Origin of the sequence: Nocardia mangyaensis (genome assembly GCF_001886715.1) — a bacterium.
Classification (GTDB): domain Bacteria; phylum Actinomycetota; class Actinomycetes; order Mycobacteriales; family Mycobacteriaceae; genus Nocardia; species Nocardia mangyaensis.
This window is the reverse complement of record NZ_CP018082.1, coordinates 1,361,843-1,377,824: the sequence shown is the minus strand read 5'-3', so window position 1 is coordinate 1,377,824 and position 15,982 is coordinate 1,361,843. Positions and strand designations below refer to the sequence as shown.

Below are 15,982 nucleotides of genomic sequence, written 5' to 3'. Positions count from 1 at the left end.
ACAGTGGACGTGGCTACCCGGCCCCTGTGTCCGGGCCAACATCCGAACCGCTGCAGACATAGAGGAATTCATGAACGTTCGCCGGATCACCATCGCTGTCGCGGCCGCAGGTCTGACCCTGCTCGCCGCCCCCGCCGCCCATGCCAACCCGGTGACGGGCTCCGCTGGCACCGGCTCGTCCAGCTTCGACTCGATCCTGGGCGCGACCGGTTCGGCGAACCTGGTCCAGTCCGGTTCCGCGGGCGGCGCGTTCGCCAGCTGCGACGAGGCCCGGGCCGTCGGCCGCGCGCCGCTGTTCCGCGGCGAGCCGGGCTACTCCCCGCACCTGGACCCGGACGGCGACGGCCTGGCCTGCCCCACGCAGTAATTCTGGAGGCTGGCGCCTCGAGGTTTTCGGCCCTGTGGGCCTCGCCCCCGAGGGGCGAGGCGGCCGAAAACCGTGGTGGTTGCGTTCGACAAGAAACACCCGATGTGGCTGGGCCGCATCGGGTGTTTTCGTGTCGCCAGTTCTCAGCGGCGGAAGATCTTGATCAGGACCAGGCCCGCCACGAGGGCACCCGCGCCGATCAGCGTGTATTTGACCTTGGGCTCGCTGAACTTGGCGACCACGATCGCCTTGGTGTCGTCCGCGATCCGCTGTGGATCGGCGCGCACCGCCAGTTCGTCGAGCGTGGTCGCCAACCGGGCACGCGCGATCTCGATCTCGCGTTCGATCCGGTCGGTGTCGTCCTTGGCCACCGTCACCTCCATATATGTCTGCTGCTCGCGGACGAGTCTATCCATGCCCGTCGCGCACCCGGTCGGTTACCGTGCGTGGGTGACCGACAACCATCGCCTCTCCCCCGGAGACCCCGCCCCTGAGTTCACGCTGCCCGACGCCGACGGCAAGGACGTGTCGCTGTCGGACTACCGTGGCCGCAAGGTGATCGTCTACTTCTACCCGGCCGCCAGCACGCCCGGCTGCACCAAACAGGCCTGCGACTTCCGCGACAACCTCGCCGAACTCGGCGACGCGGGACTCGACGTCATCGGCATCTCGCCGGACAAACCCGCCAAGCTGGCCAAGTTCCGCGACGCCGAGGGCCTGACCTTCCCCCTGCTGTCGGACCCCGAGCGCAGCGTGCTCACCGAGTGGGGCGCCTTCGGCGAGAAGAAGATGTACGGCAAGACCGTCACCGGCGTGATCCGCTCGACCTTCCTGGTCGACGAGCAGGGCAAGATCGAGCTGGCCCAGTACAACGTGCGCGCCACCGGCCACGTCGCCAAGCTGCGCCGCGACCTGTCGGTGTAGTCAGCCCTCGAAGGAGCGGATGAAGATCTCGTAGCCGTCGAGCATCCGCGCCAGGCCGAACTCGAAGTCAGCTCTGCCCCAGTCGATTTCCTCGTTGTCGAAGGCCGACGCGGCGAGGGCGGTCGACATCGCGGGAAAGCGGCCGGTGCCGAGCACCTCGGCCATGATCGTCGCGAAGTCGGCGCCCTCGCCCACCCGTAGATCCCTGGCCGCGCGCCGCCTGCCGATCGAGTACATCGACAGGTTCATCACCAACTGGAGCTTGATCGTCTCCGGCAATGTCGTCGAGCCGAGCGCGCGCAGGCCGGCATCGAGCCAGGCCATGCTGTTGGGCCCCATCGGCGGTCCGCTCTGCGGGATGTCCACCCACCACTCGTGCACGCCGACGGCCTCGAACTCCGCCGTCGCCCATTTCTCCAGCCCGACCCGCCACGGTGTGCCCTGCGCGATCACCGGCGGTGGCCCGATGACCCGGTCGGTCAGCAGCGCGATCAACATGGTCTTGCTGTCGACGTAGCGGTACAGCGACATCGCGGTGAAGCCGAGCTGTTTGGCGACCCGGGTCATCGACAGGGCCGCGTAGCCCTCCGCGTCGGCCACCTCGATCGCCGCATCGAGAATCTGGTCGAGGGTGAGCCCCCGCTTGGGGCCGCGGCCACCGGATTCCCGCAGGCCCCACATCAGCTGGACCGCTTTCGGCAGGTCCTTGTCGCCGGTCGTCGTCATCGTCCACCTCCGCTCGCGTCGACTCTAGCGGGCCGGCGCTCTTGCGCCAGAGAACTGTTTAACCTATAAACTAGGTTTATTACATAAACAGTTTTCGATCGGAGATCTCATGGCACCCGAATCCGTGCCCGCCCTCACCGTCCACCGATTGCGCAAGGTCTACGGCACCCACGTCGCTCTCGACGACCTCGACCTGGCGGTCGAGTCCGGCACCGTCTTCTCCCTGCTCGGCCCGAACGGCGCGGGCAAGACGACCCTCGTCCGCATCCTGGCCACCCTGATCCGACCCGACGGCGGCCAGGCACGCGTCTTCGGCCACGACGTCGCGCGGGCCGGTGACACCGTTCGCGGGCTGATCGGCGTCACCGGCCAGTACGCCGCCGTCGACACCATCCTCACCGGCACCGAGAACCTGCGCATGACCGGCCGATTGCTCCACCTCGGTACGGCCGAGACCAGACGGCGCACCGCCGAACTGTTCGAGCGGTTCGACCTCGTCGACGCCGCCGATCGCCCGGTCGCCGGGTACTCCGGCGGCATGCGGCGACGTCTGGATCTGGCCATGAGCCTGATGGGCAGGCCGCGCATCGTCTTCCTCGACGAGCCGACCACCGGGCTCGACCCTCGCAGCCGCCGCGACCTGTGGACGGCGATCCGGGAACTCGCGGACGACGGCACCACCATCTTCCTCACCACCCAGTACCTGGAGGAGGCCGATCAGCTGGCCGACCGGATCGCCGTGCTCGACGGCGGCCGCATCGTCGCCGACGGCACCGCGGCCGAACTCAAACGCCTGGTCCCCGGCGGCCACATCCAGCTCAGCTTCGCCGACCACCACCTGCTCAGCGCCGCCGCGCGGGCCGTCGCCGACGAACCCGGCGCGTACATCGATGCCGATCAGCTCACCGTGCAACTCCCCGGCGACGGCAGCGCGACCGAGATGAAACAGGTGCTCGACCGTTTCGCCGATCTCGACATCGCGATCGAACAGCTCACCGTGCACACCCCCGACCTCGACGACGTCTTCTTCGCCCTGACCGGACAACCCCGCAGCGCCGCCGCGGTCGCCTGAACCTCGAAACGAGAACCACCATGACCACTCTGTCCCCGGCCCTGCGAGTCGTGCGCACCGCACAGGACTCGGCCACCATGCTCGACCGCAATATCCGGCACACCCTGCGAAGTCCTGACACGATGATCATGACCATCGCGCTGCCGGTGATGATCCTGCTGATGTTCGTCTACGTCTTCGGCGGTGCGATGGAAGTCGGCCGCGGCGCCTACATCGACTACGTGGTACCCGGAATCATCCTGCTGTGCGCGGGTTTCGGTGCCTCGACCACCGCGGTCGCGTTGTCCACCGATGTCGCCGACGGCATCATCGACCGGTTCCGCACCATGGCCATCGCGCGCTCGGCGGTGCTCACCGGGCATGTCGTCGAGAGCGTGCTGCGCAATCTGCTCACCTCCGGCATCGTGATCGGGGTGGCGTTGGTGATCGGCTTCCGGCCGACCACCGATCCGGTGCGCTGGCTCGGCGCGCTCGGCCTGCTGGCGATGTTCGTGTTCGCGCTGTCGTGGTTGTCCGCGGCGCTGGGCCTGCTCGCCCGGAACCCGCAGGCGGCCAACGGCTTCACCTTCGTGTTCATGTTCTTGCCCTATGTGAGCAGCGCGTTCGTCCCCACCGAGTCGATGCCGACCGCACTGCACGCCTTCGCCCGCAATCAGCCGGTGACCCCGGTCATCGAGACCCTGCGCGGGCTGCTGATGGGCACACCGATCGGTCACAGCGCGGTACTCGCCGTGCTGTGGTGCGCTGGTATCGGCCTGGTCGGCTATCTGGGGGCGCGGATACTGTTCCGGCACCGAACCAGCGCCTGAGACGGCGGGCCGCGCGGGAGCACCGCGCGGCCCGTGCGGTCGATCAGTCGGCGGACTGGGACAGACCGCCCTCGGGCACGACCGCCTGCGCGGGCTGCATACTCAGCGGAATGCCGGTACCGGGCAACACCGGGGCCATCACGGGGGTCTCCGGCTCGACGGGAGCGGGCTCGAGCGGCAGCGGTTCGTCCTGTGGCGCGTCGCCGTACAGCTGCGTGGGGTAATCCAGCGGGAAGCGGCTCGGGTCGACCAGCTGCGGATTCGGCGACATGTGCTCGTAGGGCGACGCCTCGCCCGGCTCGCCCGCCGGGCTCACCTGCAGGCCGCTCCCACCCCCGACGCCACCGGCCGAACCGGAGTCCGCCGCTTCGCGCATGGTCGGCAGCGGCGCCGGGCTCGCGGGCCCGGCACCCGGTTCGGAGGACACCGCGGTGTTGTCGACCACGGGCGTGCCGGCGTTCAGTACCGCGTACGAACCACCCGCGACCAGTCCACCCGCGAGCACGCTCGCCGCCGCGGCGACGAGCGCGGTTCCGCGCTTGGTCCGCGGTGCGAGGGCGACGGGCACGTCGATCGCGTCACCGAGCGCGACCAGCGCGGCACCCGCGGCCGGTGCGAACGGCGCCAACCGACACGGCAGCACCGGAACGCCGAACCCGCTGACCGCCTCGCGCACCGCGGGCGCGTCGGCGGAGGAACCGATGAGCACCACCGCGCCGGGGCGCACCGAGGCGGCGTCGAACTGGTCCCATGCCGCCGACACCCCGGTGCGCAACGCGTCGGGGGTGGGTGCGCCGGTCTGGCCGGAGGCGGCGAGCACGCGATGGCGGCCCGGGTCGAGCAGCGTCATCGCCTGGTGGCCCGGAACCGCTTCGTAGACCAGCAGATTGTCGAACTCGTCGAGCCAGGTCATCGCCCCGGCGACGAACAGGTGTGCCGACTTGGCCGAGACCAGCGAGGCGGTGTGCCACGGGGTGTCGGCCAGCCCGGTGACGATCGCGCGCCGCTCGGCGGCATCGCGGTAACTCACTGCCACCCCGGCGATCTCGTACTCGTCGTCGAGCTCGGCGGCCAGGGCGTCCAGCGCGGTCCGTACCGCCGCGGCCACCTCCGCCTTGCCGTCCCCGCCCGCACGCACGGTGCGCCGCAGGAGCATCCGATCGGTGAGGGTGCCGCCCGACGCGGCGAAGGCCACCGCGTGCACGGCGCCCCGCTCGGTACTGACGCCGAGAGTTACCACAGATTCCGCTGCCACAGTCATGCCGAAAAACGCCCCCATCTCGTCGCGATAGGTCGATTACGGTGAGATTTCACCGCGAAGAAGCGTGCGGATGCACGCACGCTCATCTGATGATTCGTCACCGGTCACGATGCGGATGGGTGGAATCTCTCCCAGTTGTTGACACGCTGTCGGTATGCCCGTGTCACTGCTGTGTGTATACCGCTAGCCTGGATGGGTGGAAGTACACGCGCAGGCCCGGTCCCCGAAGAACCGTCCGGACCCTGCGCTGGAATTGCAGGACGATCCGCAGGAGCTGATGCCGCGCAAGCGGCCCACCCAGGAGCGCAGCAAGCGCAAGTTCGACGCGCTCCTGCAGTCCTCCCGGGAACTGCTGGTCGAAGTGGGTTTCGAATCGTTCACCTGCGAAGAGGTCGCGCAGCGCGCGGAGGTGCCGATCGGCACCCTCTACCAGTTCTTCGCCAACAAGTACGTCATCGTCTGCGAGCTCAATCGCCAGGACCTGGTCGCGGTCTCGCGCGAGCTGGCCGACTTCCACGGCGAGGTCCCCTCGCTGGACTGGCTGCGGCACATGAACCAGTTCGTCGACCACCTGGCCAATCTGTGGACCACCGACCCCTCGCGACGCGAGGTGTGGCTGGCCATGCAGTCCACCCCGTCCACCCGGGCCACGGGTGCGTTGCACGAGAAGGAATTCGCCGAGGTGGTCTCGCAGATGCTGCGACCACTGACTCCGCGCACCCCGCGCGCCCGGCGCACCATGATGGCCGAGGTGCTCGTGCACGTGGTTTATTCGATGCTGAATTTCTCGGTGCAGGACGAACAGTCCAATGCCGATGCCGTCGCCGAGCTCAAGCGACTGATGGTCGCGTATCTGCTTGTCGCGGAAAAGGAATCGCGAGCCTGACCGGGCCTGCGCCGGGAACGGTACGAGTTCTGGACGTTCCCGGCGAGTTAACCATGTTCGGCGAGATCAGGTGTTGCGTTCTCCGGGACCTACTCGGCCTTCGATCAGGTCCGCCAATTCGCCTGGGTCTTCCAGCACCACCATCGCCGCCGCGGTGTCACCGTCGTGGGTCAGCGACAGGTGGACGCGGACTCGGGGCAGGAACTCCGCGGCCAGGCCGTGCAGTTTGATGCTCGGCCTGCCCCAGGCGTCGTTGACGACCTCGATCAGCGGATACGGGTTGTCGCCGATCTGTGGGCTACGCGCGAACCGCGAGGTCGCCCACGCTTTGAGCACCGCCTCCTTCGCCGCCCAGCGGGCGGCGTAGCTGCGGGCCGGGTCGGTGCCTTTGCTCTGGCAGTAGCGGCGTTCACCAGCGGTGAAGCTCTCCCTGAGCATGGTCGTACCCGGCCGTTGCAGCTGTTCGGCGAACTCGGAGATGGTCACCAGGTCCAAGCCGATACCGAGAATCGTCACAAAGCGGCAGCCTACGACGCTTCGCCGGAACGCGGAGCCGAACCGAGCTGTCCTGCGCCGCAACCCCATCCGTCGGCACGGTAGCGACCGTCGCCGTCGAGCCGGGCCGTCGGCGAGAGCAGCACGTCGGCTTCGAGCTGACGAATCTGCTTGGCCGGGGTGCCTTCGGCGCCGAGGCGCCGATCCGCGGGCTTCTCGTACAGCGCCGTGCCACCGCACATGGCCTCGGCGAAACGCTGCCTGCCCGCGAGCTGACGCGCCTGTGCCCGCTCCTGGTACTCCGCGCGCGCGGCGGGGTCGATCGCGGCCAGGAACGCCTGCGGATGGACCACCGCGAGCAGACCGGACACGTGCCCGAAGCCGAGCGAGGTCACCAGACCCGCCTTGAGCGCGAACTTCTCGCCGAAGCGCAGCGGCTCGCGCGCCCACACCAGGTGCGGGTAGTCGGCCATCTTCTCGTCGACGCAGTCCAGGCTCCGGTTCGGCGGGATCACCCCGTTCTCCAGCACCTGGCACAGGCCGATGAGCTGGAAGGCCGCCGCGCCACCCTTGGCATGGCCGGTGAGGCTCTTCTGCGAGACCACGAACAGCGGGGCGCCCTCGGTGCGGCCCAGCGCGCCCGCGAGCCGCTCGTGCAGCTCCGACTCGTTGGGATCGTTGGCGGCGGTGGAGGTGTCGTGCTTGGAGATCACCGCGATGTCGTCGGCGGTGACGCCGAGCTTGCGCAGTTCGCCCGCCAGCCGTGATTCGCTGCCACCGCGACCCGCGCCCAGCGCGCCGAGACCCGGTGCCGGGATGGAGGTGTGCACGCCGTCGGCGAAGGACTGGGCGAAGGCGAGCACACCGAGTACCGGCAGGCCCATCTCCACCGCCACGTCACCGCGTGCCAGCAGCACGGTGCCACCGCCCTGCGATTCGACGAAGCCGCCGCGGCGGCGATCGTTGGCGCGGGAGAAGTAGCGGTCGCTGATGCCCTTGGCGCGCATGGCCGCCGAGTCGGCGGTGGCCGACATGTCACCGAAGCCGACGATGCCCTCGATACCGAGATCGTCGAAACCGCCGGCGACCACGACCTCGGCCTTGCCGAGCCGGATCTTGTCGACGGCTTCCTCCACCGAGACCGCGGCCGTGGCGCAGGCCGCGACCGGATGCACCATGGCGCCGTAGCTACCGACGTAGGCCTGCACGACGTGCGCGAGCGCCACGTTGGGCAGCGCCTCCTGCAGGATGTCGTTCGGGCGCGGCTCGCCGAGCAGGTTGTCGACGTAGAGCGAGCGCATCGAGGACATGCCGCCCATGCCGGTGCCCTGGGTGTTGGCCACCAGGCTCGGGTGCACCCAGCTCATCAGCTCGTCGGGGCTGAAGCCCGCGCTGACGAACGCGTCGACCGTGCAGACGATGTTCCACAGCGCGACCCGGTCGATCGAGGCCGCCATGTCGGCGGAGACGCCCCAGATGGTGGGGTCCCAGCCGGTGGGGATCTGACCGCCGACGACGCGGGAGAGCTTGGCCTTGCGCGGCACCCGGATCTCGGTGCCCGCCTTGCGGGTGACCGTCCAGTCGCCGGAACCCTCGACCGGGGTGATCACCGTGTGCTCGGGATCGGCGCTGTGGAAGGCGCGTGCCTCGGCCTCACCGGCGACGGTGAACGACAGGTCCTGGTCGAGGAAGACCGAGGTGAGCAGCGGTCCCGCGTTGTCGGCCATGGCGCCGTCGTCCTCGTAGCGGCGCACGCCGCAGCGTTCCACGACGGTGTCGTGGTAGCGCTGCGCCACGTCGGCTTCCGGCACGAAGTCGCCGGATTCGGTGTCGTACCAGCCCGGCTTGGGCTCGTTCTCCCAGCGGACCAGCCCGGTCGTCCAGGCCAGCTCGAGCACGCCCGCGGCGGAGAGCTGGTCTTCGACCTCCATCTCGAAGCGGGTGCGCGCGGAGCCGTACGGGCCGAGTTCACCGGCGCCGACGATGACGACCATGTCGGTCAGGTCGGCGGTGACCTCGCCCCATTCCGGCACGGGCAGTGCCGAACTCATCGTCGGCGGCGCGGGCAGCGCGGCGATGGTCGCGGACGTGGCGGCCTTCTCTTCGCTCGCTGCTTCCTTGGCCTCCTGCGCCTGCTTGGCCAGGGCCGGCAGGTCGAGCTTGGCGCGGGCGAGCCCACCGGTGAGGTCGATCTGCTGCGGGCTGGTGACGGTCACCTGACGGGCCCGCGAGGTGCACCACTTGAGCAGCTCGTCGGCCATCTCGGTGGTCGACCAGGTGTGCACACCGGCCGCTTCCACGGCCTCGACCATCGGGTCGTTGTGGCCCATCAGCCCGGTGCCGCGCACCCAGCCGATCAGCGCGTGCACCAGCGTCACCCGGGCGGCCCAGGACTTCTCGGCCCGCCACTTCGCGACCACGGCGTCGAGCGCGGCCTTGGCCTCGCCGTAGGCACCGTCGCCGCCGAACAGGCCGCGGTTGGGCGAACCCGGCAGTACCACATGCAGTTTCGCGTCCACGTCGTGGTCGGCGCCGAGGGCGGACAGACCGCCGATCAACCGCTCCACCGACCACAGCAGGACCCGCATCTCCATTTCGGCGCGGGCACCGGCGTCGGCGAGATCACCGGCGACGCGCGGTGCCGCGAACGGCAGCAGCAGCGTCGGGGTCATCGCGTCCTTGACCTTGATCTTGGCGCCGCCCGCGTTGTCGACCTGTTCGGTGCCGACCCAGTCGATCAGCGCGTCCAGGTCCTGGTAGGAGGCCATGTTCGCCGGGACCACCCACAGCGCCGCGCCGTGGCGGGCGTTGTCGCGGTACAGCGAACGGTAGAAGCGCAGCCGGTCGTCGTTGAGACCGGAGGTGGTCACCACCACGGTGGCGCCGCCGGCGAGCAGTCTGCCGGTCACCGCGGCGGCGATGGAACCCTTGCTCGCGCCGGTGATCACGGCGATGTCGTCGGACCACAGGCCGGGCTCGGTGGTGTCGAGGGCGGCTTCGGCGATCCGGGCGTACATCCCGGCCAGCACCGAGCGGGCCTCGTGCATGGCCCGCTGACGCCACCAGTTCGCCTGCGCGGCGACGGCTTCCCCGGCACCGAGGTAGCCGGTGATCGGCTGCTCGGCGGTGGTGGCGTCGTCGCCGAGCCACATTGTGGCGAGGTCCTCGCGGGCGGTGGCCCAGCGGTCGTCGATGAGGACGGCCTTGCGGGCGTCGAACGCGGGGGCGACCAGGCGCGGCCAGTCGGTGCCGAGTTCGGCCGAGACGAGGTCGACGAGGGTGTCCGGCGTCGCCTCGGGCGCGCTGACCTGCTCGCTGAGGCCGAGCTGTTCGAGCACGACCCGGGCCGCGGTGGCGAGCACGCCGTCGCGTCCGGTGATCTGCTCGGTGAACTCGCCCAGTGCGGCGGCGTCCACGGTGCCGCCGGACGCGCCGCCGGTCGAGGGCAGCGAGACCGCGACCCCACGCCGGGCCGCCACCGACTGCACAGCGGCGTCGATGGCCGCGTCGACCGAGGCAGCGTCGCTCAGTGCGCCCCCGGCGAGTCCGCCGAGGTCGCCGCCACGCACGCTGGCGCCTTCGCGGGTGCCGAGGGAGACCTCGGCGGTGACGTGGCTGGCCCAGCCGTCGCCGAGTTCCCAGGTCTTCTTGACCCGGTCGGCGATGGCGGCGGGCCGCTTGCCGGAGGGGCCGAAGACCTTGCGCAGGTGGTCGCCGATGGCATCGTTGAGCACCGAGCCGAAGGGCTTGTAGGTGCGGGCCAGACGCTCGACGGTGGCCGCGAGGGCGCCCATGTCGGCATCGGCCGCGCCGTCGATGGCGCCGAGGGACAGTTCGGCACCGAGGTCGACGAGCAGCTGGTTGCGGCGCGAGGACACGCCGTCGCAGAGGCCCTCGATGGTGTCGACCGGACCGATCTGGTCCATCCGCAGCTTGGTCCACAGCGCGATGAGCACGCGGGTGGCGTCGGCGGCGGTGAAGGCGATGTCGTCGGGACGGGGCCCGCCGGTGGCGACCGGGGCCGCCGCGACGGGGGCCGCCGCCGCGGCGGGCGCGGCCTGCGTCTCGGCGGGGGTCTCCTCGATGTCGTCGACCGGTGCGGGATCGGTGTCGGTGGCGTAGACGACCGCGGCGTCGCGTTCGACGTTCACCACCTCGACCGTGGCCCCGCCGAAGCCGGGCAGCTTGAGCGTCTGGGTCGCCAGGTTCGCCACCGTCGGGGTCGCGCCGAGGCCGATCTCGACGAAGCGCTCCACGCCGAGTCCACCGTGCGCGGTGTCGGTGAACAGCAGGTCCTGGGTCTCGATCCAGCGCACCGGGCTGGCGAACTGCCAGGCCAGCAGCTCGATCAGCACCACCCGGCACAGTTCCGCGTCACGCTCGGCCCAGGCGTCGAACTCGGCCAGTACCGCGCGCAGCGGCTCCGAGGGCACGAGTGCGGCGATCTCGGTGAGGAATTCACGATCCAGCGAGAACGGGCGCGGCACCAGGTTCGGGATGTAGCGGCCGACGAGCACCGCCGGGTCCACCTCGGTGGGCAGCAGCTGCTCGAGCTTGTGCCGGAACTCCGGGACGCCGTCGCGCAGCACCGAGGAGTGGAACGGCACATCGATGCCGGGCACCAGGATGAAGGCCCGCTTGCCACCGAATTCGGCACGGCGACGGTCGATCTCGGTCTCCAACGCCTCGAGTCCGGCGACGGTGCCCGCGATGGCGTACTGCGAGCCGCGCAGGTTCAGGTTCACGACCTCGAGGAATTCGCCGGTCGCCTCGCCGATGCCGGTGACGAAGTCGATGACCTCGGCGTCGGGCAGCCCGATCTGCGAGGGGCGGATGGCGGCCATCCGGTAGTCGCTGCGGCCCTGCGCATCACGCGGGACCAGCTCGTGCATGGCCGAACCACGCTGGAACACCACCTCGAGCACGGCTTCCAGCGGCAGCACACCGGCGACGGCGGCCAGGGCGTTGTACTCACCGACCGAGTGCCCGGCCAGCATCGCGCCCTCGACGAACGCACCGGCCTCGCGCAGCTCGGCGACCTGGGCGACGCCGAGAGTGGCCATGGCGACCTGGGTGAACTGGGTCAGGTGCAGCACGCCGTCGGGGTGCCGGTGTTCGACGCCGCGCGCCTTGAGGTAGGTCGGATTGTCGCGCACCACCGCCAGGATGGAGAAACCGAGAGCCTCACGGGTATGCGCGTCAGCACGCTCCCACACTCGCTTGGCCGCCTTCGAGCGGGTCAGCGCGTCCAGGCCCATCCCCTTGCGCTGGATGCCCTGTCCCGGGAAGGCGTACACGGTCTTCGGGGCGGCGGTGCGCCCGGTCGCGGTCATGACCAGGTCACCGTCGACCCGGCAGGAGACCTCGACGATCTCACTGCCCGCGTCCACCGCGATCCGCTCCACCCGCACGTCCACGGTCGCGCCGGGGCGGACCATGCCGAGGAACCGGGTGGTCCAGGCGGTGAGAGTGCGTGCGGGAACGGAGCTTTCGGGATCCACCGCGACCACGGCGTGCTGAGCGGCGGCCGAGAGCCACATGCCGTGCACGATCGGGCTGCCCAGGCCGGCCAGCTTGGCGGCGGCCTCGCAGGTGTGGATCGGGTTGTGGTCACCGGAGACCGCGGCGAAGGCGTGCATGGCGCGCGGGGCGGCCATGGTGACGTCGCGACGACGGCGGCGCGGGGTGTCGGTGGCCTCGGCCGAGACCGCACCGGCCGCGCGCGGCGGATCGGTGAGCTCGGCGGCGCCGTTGCGCCCGCGGATGGCGAAGCGCTCGACGAGCCGGGCCAGCGGAGCGGGGGCGAGACCCTGATCGAGAATCAGGCCGACCGTCACGGTCACCTCGACGACGCGGCCCATCTCGGTGTCGACCACCGTGCCGCTCTCGGCACGAACCACGAGAATGCTGGTTTCGGAGGGCAATTCGTTCAACAGCTCGATCTGGTGGTCCAGGTGGACCAGGTCGAGCATGCCCTCGATCACCGAGCCGCCGTGCGGGGCACGCGCCGCGCCGAGCACCGCGAACACCGCGGGCCAGCAGGCGCCGACCAGGACGTCGGGCGCGGTGCGACCGAGGGTACTCAGCGAGTCGGGCAGACCGGAACCGGTGACCCCGGCGTGGTCGGCGACCAGATCCGGAGTCCAGGCCAGATTGACGTGCGCCGCACCGCCCTTCACCTCGGGCAGTTCCTGCCCGGCGGCCACCCCGAGCAGCGCCGACATGGCGCCCTCGGCATCGGCCTCGGTGATCACCGGAGCGCCACCGGAGTACACACTGGTCGGCACGGTGATCCGGACCTTCACAGAATCCCGGCCCAGCAGCGGCACGGCCAGTTCCACATAGCTGAATTCGGCTTCGGGACCGTCGGTTTCGGTGAGGGTGGCGCCGGTGCTCCGGTGCACCGCGCTCCCCTGCTCGACGATCCACTCGGTGGCATCGCCGAGGCGGTGCACCGGGTTGACGGTGGTGCGTCCGGCCCACTGCACATCGGGGGCGGCGAGCACGGTGTCGATCGGACCGGTGACCAGCCCCGCGACCCGGCGCGCGTCCACCGGCGCCGGGACGACGCCCGCGCGGACCAGGCTGTAGGCGGTGTCCTGCTCGAAGCGGTCGAGCAGTTCGCCGACCGGCTCGTCGACCCGGGTGATGCCCGCGACCGCGACGGTGCCGGGAATGATGCACACCTGATCGGCCGAGTAGCGCGGATCATGGGCCTGCCACAGCGAATCCGAGCGCCACCAGCGCCGCACGTCGGCGTCGACGACGGGCACGAAGTTCACCGGCTTGCCGGGGGTCTTGCACAGCGCGACGAAGAACGGCACGTCGGCCGGGTGCAGCACGGTGTCGGCGACGGCCGGGTAGTGCTTCTTGAGCGTGCACAGCGCCTCGACCGGATGCTCGAACGCCTCGTCGTCGGGGAAGAAGGTGTGGATCTCGCCGCTGTCGACCGGGTGCAGCCGGGATTCGGTGCGCCGCATCATCTCCGCGAACCGGTCGCGCCAGCTGATGTCGAGCCAGTCCGAGCGGGTGGCGTCGCGGATCGCGTCGCCGATGTCGCTGCCGCAGTCGAAGGAGATCGGCACGTCGCTGGAAACCGCGAGGGAGACATAGCGTTCCAGCCACTGCTGGTAGGTCATGGTGGCGACGTCGCCGAAGTAGGGCTTGGCGGTGGCGTCGAGCGCGGCGATGATCTCGGCGCGGCGGGCCGCCACGGCCTCGGCGTCACCGGCGACCTCGTCGAGCAGGCGGCCGGTCCGCGAGGCGGCGTTGTCGATCTCGTGGATGTCGGCGCCGAGCTGGCTGCGGCCCGAGGCCATGCCGCCGCTGGCGGTGCCCGCACCGACCCAGTCGGGGGTGCCGGGGGTGTCGACGAGCAGCTGCTTGACCTCGGGCGCGGTGGTCGCCTCGAGCGTCGCCATGGCGGCGGTGCCGACGAGCACGCCGTCCAGCGGCATCTCCGGGTAGCCATGGGCGGTGGACCAGGTGCCGGTGAGGTAGTCGGTGGCGCGCTCGGGGGTGCCGATGCCGCCGCCGACGCAGACCACCACGTTCGCGTGGCTGCGCAGCTGGGCGTAGGTGGCCAGCAGCAGGTCGTCGAGGTCTTCCCAGGAGTGGTGACCGCCGGCCTTGCCGCCCTCGATGTGCATGATCACCGGGTAGTCCGGGACCTCGTCGGCAATGCGCAGCACCGCGCGGATCTGGGCGACGGTGCCCGGCTTGAACGCCACATGGCTGATCCCGGCCTCGGCCAGTTCACCGATCAGCGCGACGGCCTCGTCGAGTTCGGGGATACCCGCGGTGACGATCACGCCGTCGATCGGCGCACCCGCAGCGCGCGCCTTCTGCACCAGGCGCTTGCCGCCCAGCTGCAACTTCCACAGGTAGGGGTCGAGGAACAGCGAGTTGAACTGCACCGCGCGACCCGGCTGCAGCAGCTGGCGCAGTTCGGTCATCCGGTCGGCGAAGATCTGCTCGGTCACCTGACCGCCACCGGCCAGCTCGGCCCAGTGGCCCGCATTGGCCGCGGCGGCAACGATTTTCGCGTCGACGGTGGTCGGCGTCATGCCCGCGAGCAGGATGGGCGAGCGACCGGTGAGCTTGGTGAAGGCGGTCTCCACGACGATCCGCCCGTTGGGCAGCCGCACCGGCTTGGGCGCGAACGCCGACCACGGGGTGGACGGCTCGGGAGCCGCGCCCGGGGTGAGCAGGCTGCGCTGCCCGGCGCGGGTGGCGGCGGCGATCACGCCGACGCCGGTGCCCTTGAGCGAACCACCGGTCACCCGGGAGAGCAGGTCGCCGGGGCCGAGATCGAGAATCCACTGTGCGCCCAAGTCGACGACGGCGTCCACGGTGGTGACCCAGTCGATCGGGTCGACCAGCACCTGCTGGGTGATCGCGGCGGCGAACTCGGCGTCGAGGTCACACTGCCGCGCCCAGCCCGCGACCAGGTCGACGGTCTCGGCCAGCGCCGGATGGTGGAAGGCGACGTCGACGACGATGTCCTCGAAGACAGGCGCGAACACCGCGCCACCGCGTGCCTTGCTCTCCCGCTCCCTGGTCTGCTCGTCGTGCAGCTGAGCGCAACGCGTGCGCACCCGATCGATCTGCGCGGGGGCGCCCGACAGCACGACCCGGCGACGACCGTTGCGGATCGACACCACCGCCGCGATCGCGGGGTCCACACCCTCGGCCACCTCGGCCACGATCGCGCGCAACTGCTCGGGATCGATATTGGAGACCGCGACCATCGGCGAGCGCTCGCCCACCGGCATCAGCCCGCGCCTGCGCGCGATAAGACCCGCAGCAGCGCCGACGAGCTGGGCGATGGCCAGCAGCTCGGCGTCGCGCGCGCCGGCGGCCTCGACCGCGGCGGCGGCGAACAGCCCCTGCGAATGCCCGATGACGGCGACCGGCGGGTGTTCGATCAGGTCGAGCCCCTGCAGCCGCAGCGCCTTCGTGGCGGCCAGCTGAGCCAGCAGCACACCGGGCATCGACACCGCCGCCGACCGCAGTACCGCGTCGGCGGGGGCCGACGACGGCTCCTCCGGTTCGTCCAGCTCGCTCTCGAGGACCCAGCCCATCGGGTCGAAACCGCCGGGCCGGACCATCAGCAACTGTGTCGCAACCGGCTCGATGAGGGCTGCGGCCTCGTGCACCAGCGCGGTCAGCTCGGGCTCGAGCGCGCTGTCGCGGCCGATCTCCTCGAGCTCACGCAGCCACTGCGCACCCTGCCCACCGAACGCCAACGCGTATCCCGCCCCGTTGTGCAGCTGCTCGAGCAGCGACACCCGGACACCCGACGCCTGCGCACGACCACTCTCTTTCGCGGTGCCCATCTCGGTGCTCTCGTTGATCGTCAAGACGCTCGACTTCCTTCTCCTGGCGCTCCGCCCACCGACGGGCGCACACGTATCCGGCAGCCCCTCGGGCCTGTTGGCAG

At 70.4% G+C, this 15,982-nt stretch carries 10 protein-coding genes; 5 read left to right on the top strand and 5 right to left on the bottom strand.

The genetic code is table 11. The features are described from left to right. Positions 1–70: 70 nt before the first annotated feature. Positions 71–367: an excalibur calcium-binding domain-containing protein gene (locus BOX37_RS06205; RefSeq protein WP_071926801.1), complete on the top strand. Its 297-nt coding sequence runs from the start codon at positions 71–73 to the stop codon at positions 365–367. Between the two features lie 143 nt (positions 368–510). Here the strand turns inward: BOX37_RS06205 and BOX37_RS06200 are convergent, their stop codons facing one another. Beyond that, positions 511–783, bottom strand: a complete 273-nt coding sequence (locus tag BOX37_RS06200; RefSeq protein WP_240505235.1) for a DUF3618 domain-containing protein — start codon at positions 781–783, stop codon at positions 511–513. Between the two features lie 34 nt (positions 784–817). On the opposite strand from BOX37_RS06200, the gene bcp reads away from it, so the two are divergent. Further along, positions 818–1,291, top strand: a complete 474-nt coding sequence (gene bcp / locus BOX37_RS06195) for a thioredoxin-dependent thiol peroxidase (RefSeq protein ID WP_071931228.1) — start codon at positions 818–820, stop codon at positions 1,289–1,291. Here bcp and BOX37_RS06190 read toward each other — a convergent pair whose 3' ends face one another. Then, on the bottom strand, positions 1,292–2,017 hold the full coding sequence (locus tag BOX37_RS06190; protein ID WP_071926799.1) for a TetR/AcrR family transcriptional regulator: 726 nt from the start codon (positions 2,015–2,017) through the stop codon (positions 1,292–1,294). A gap of 109 nt (positions 2,018–2,126) precedes the next feature. Here BOX37_RS06190 and BOX37_RS06185 point away from each other — a divergent pair, with 109 nt between their 5' ends. Beyond that, positions 2,127–3,089 (top strand): ATP-binding cassette domain-containing protein, encoded by a 963-nt coding sequence (locus BOX37_RS06185; protein WP_071926798.1) that lies wholly within the window; start codon positions 2,127–2,129, stop codon positions 3,087–3,089. 20 nt (positions 3,090–3,109) lie between these two features. After that, positions 3,110–3,898: an ABC transporter permease gene (locus BOX37_RS06180; RefSeq protein ID WP_071926797.1), complete on the top strand. Its 789-nt coding sequence runs from the start codon at positions 3,110–3,112 to the stop codon at positions 3,896–3,898. Between the two features lie 43 nt (positions 3,899–3,941). On the opposite strand, the gene BOX37_RS06175 is transcribed toward BOX37_RS06180, so the two are convergent. Next, positions 3,942–5,159 (bottom strand): hypothetical protein, encoded by a 1,218-nt coding sequence (locus tag BOX37_RS06175; protein WP_071926796.1) that lies wholly within the window; start codon positions 5,157–5,159, stop codon positions 3,942–3,944. A gap of 277 nt (positions 5,160–5,436) precedes the next feature. On the opposite strand from BOX37_RS06175, the gene BOX37_RS06170 reads away from it, so the two are divergent. Continuing rightward, complete coding sequence (locus BOX37_RS06170) at positions 5,437–6,045, top strand: TetR/AcrR family transcriptional regulator (protein WP_084760680.1); 609 nt, start codon at positions 5,437–5,439, stop codon at positions 6,043–6,045. Positions 6,046–6,111: 66 nt separating this feature from the next. On the opposite strand, the gene acpS is transcribed toward BOX37_RS06170, so the two are convergent. Both acpS and BOX37_RS06160 read right to left on the bottom strand, forming a co-directional pair. Continuing rightward, a complete protein-coding gene (gene acpS / locus BOX37_RS06165) occupies positions 6,112–6,561 on the bottom strand; it encodes a holo-ACP synthase AcpS (RefSeq protein WP_071926794.1) in 450 nt (149 codons plus the stop codon). Positions 6,562–6,572: 11 nt separating this feature from the next. Beyond that, complete coding sequence (locus tag BOX37_RS06160) at positions 6,573–15,902, bottom strand: type I polyketide synthase (protein ID WP_071926793.1); 9,330 nt, start codon at positions 15,900–15,902, stop codon at positions 6,573–6,575. Positions 15,903–15,982: the final 80 nt, after the last annotated feature.

Bases quoted from the DNA above. Each gene is read 5' to 3' on its own strand.
- BOX37_RS06205 (WP_071926801.1), top strand. From the start codon at position 71: ATGAACGTTCGCCGGATCACCATCGCTGTCGCGGCCGCAGGTCTGACC.
- BOX37_RS06200 (WP_240505235.1), bottom strand. From the start codon at position 783: ATGGATAGACTCGTCCGCGAGCAGCAGACATATATGGAGGTGACGGTG.
- BOX37_RS06190 (WP_071926799.1), bottom strand. From the start codon at position 2,017: ATGACGACGACCGGCGACAAGGACCTGCCGAAAGCGGTCCAGCTGATG.
- BOX37_RS06185 (WP_071926798.1), top strand. From the start codon at position 2,127: ATGGCACCCGAATCCGTGCCCGCCCTCACCGTCCACCGATTGCGCAAG.
- BOX37_RS06180 (WP_071926797.1), top strand. From the start codon at position 3,110: ATGACCACTCTGTCCCCGGCCCTGCGAGTCGTGCGCACCGCACAGGAC.
- BOX37_RS06175 (WP_071926796.1), bottom strand. From the start codon at position 5,159: ATGACTGTGGCAGCGGAATCTGTGGTAACTCTCGGCGTCAGTACCGAG.
- BOX37_RS06170 (WP_084760680.1), top strand. From the start codon at position 5,437: ATGCCGCGCAAGCGGCCCACCCAGGAGCGCAGCAAGCGCAAGTTCGAC.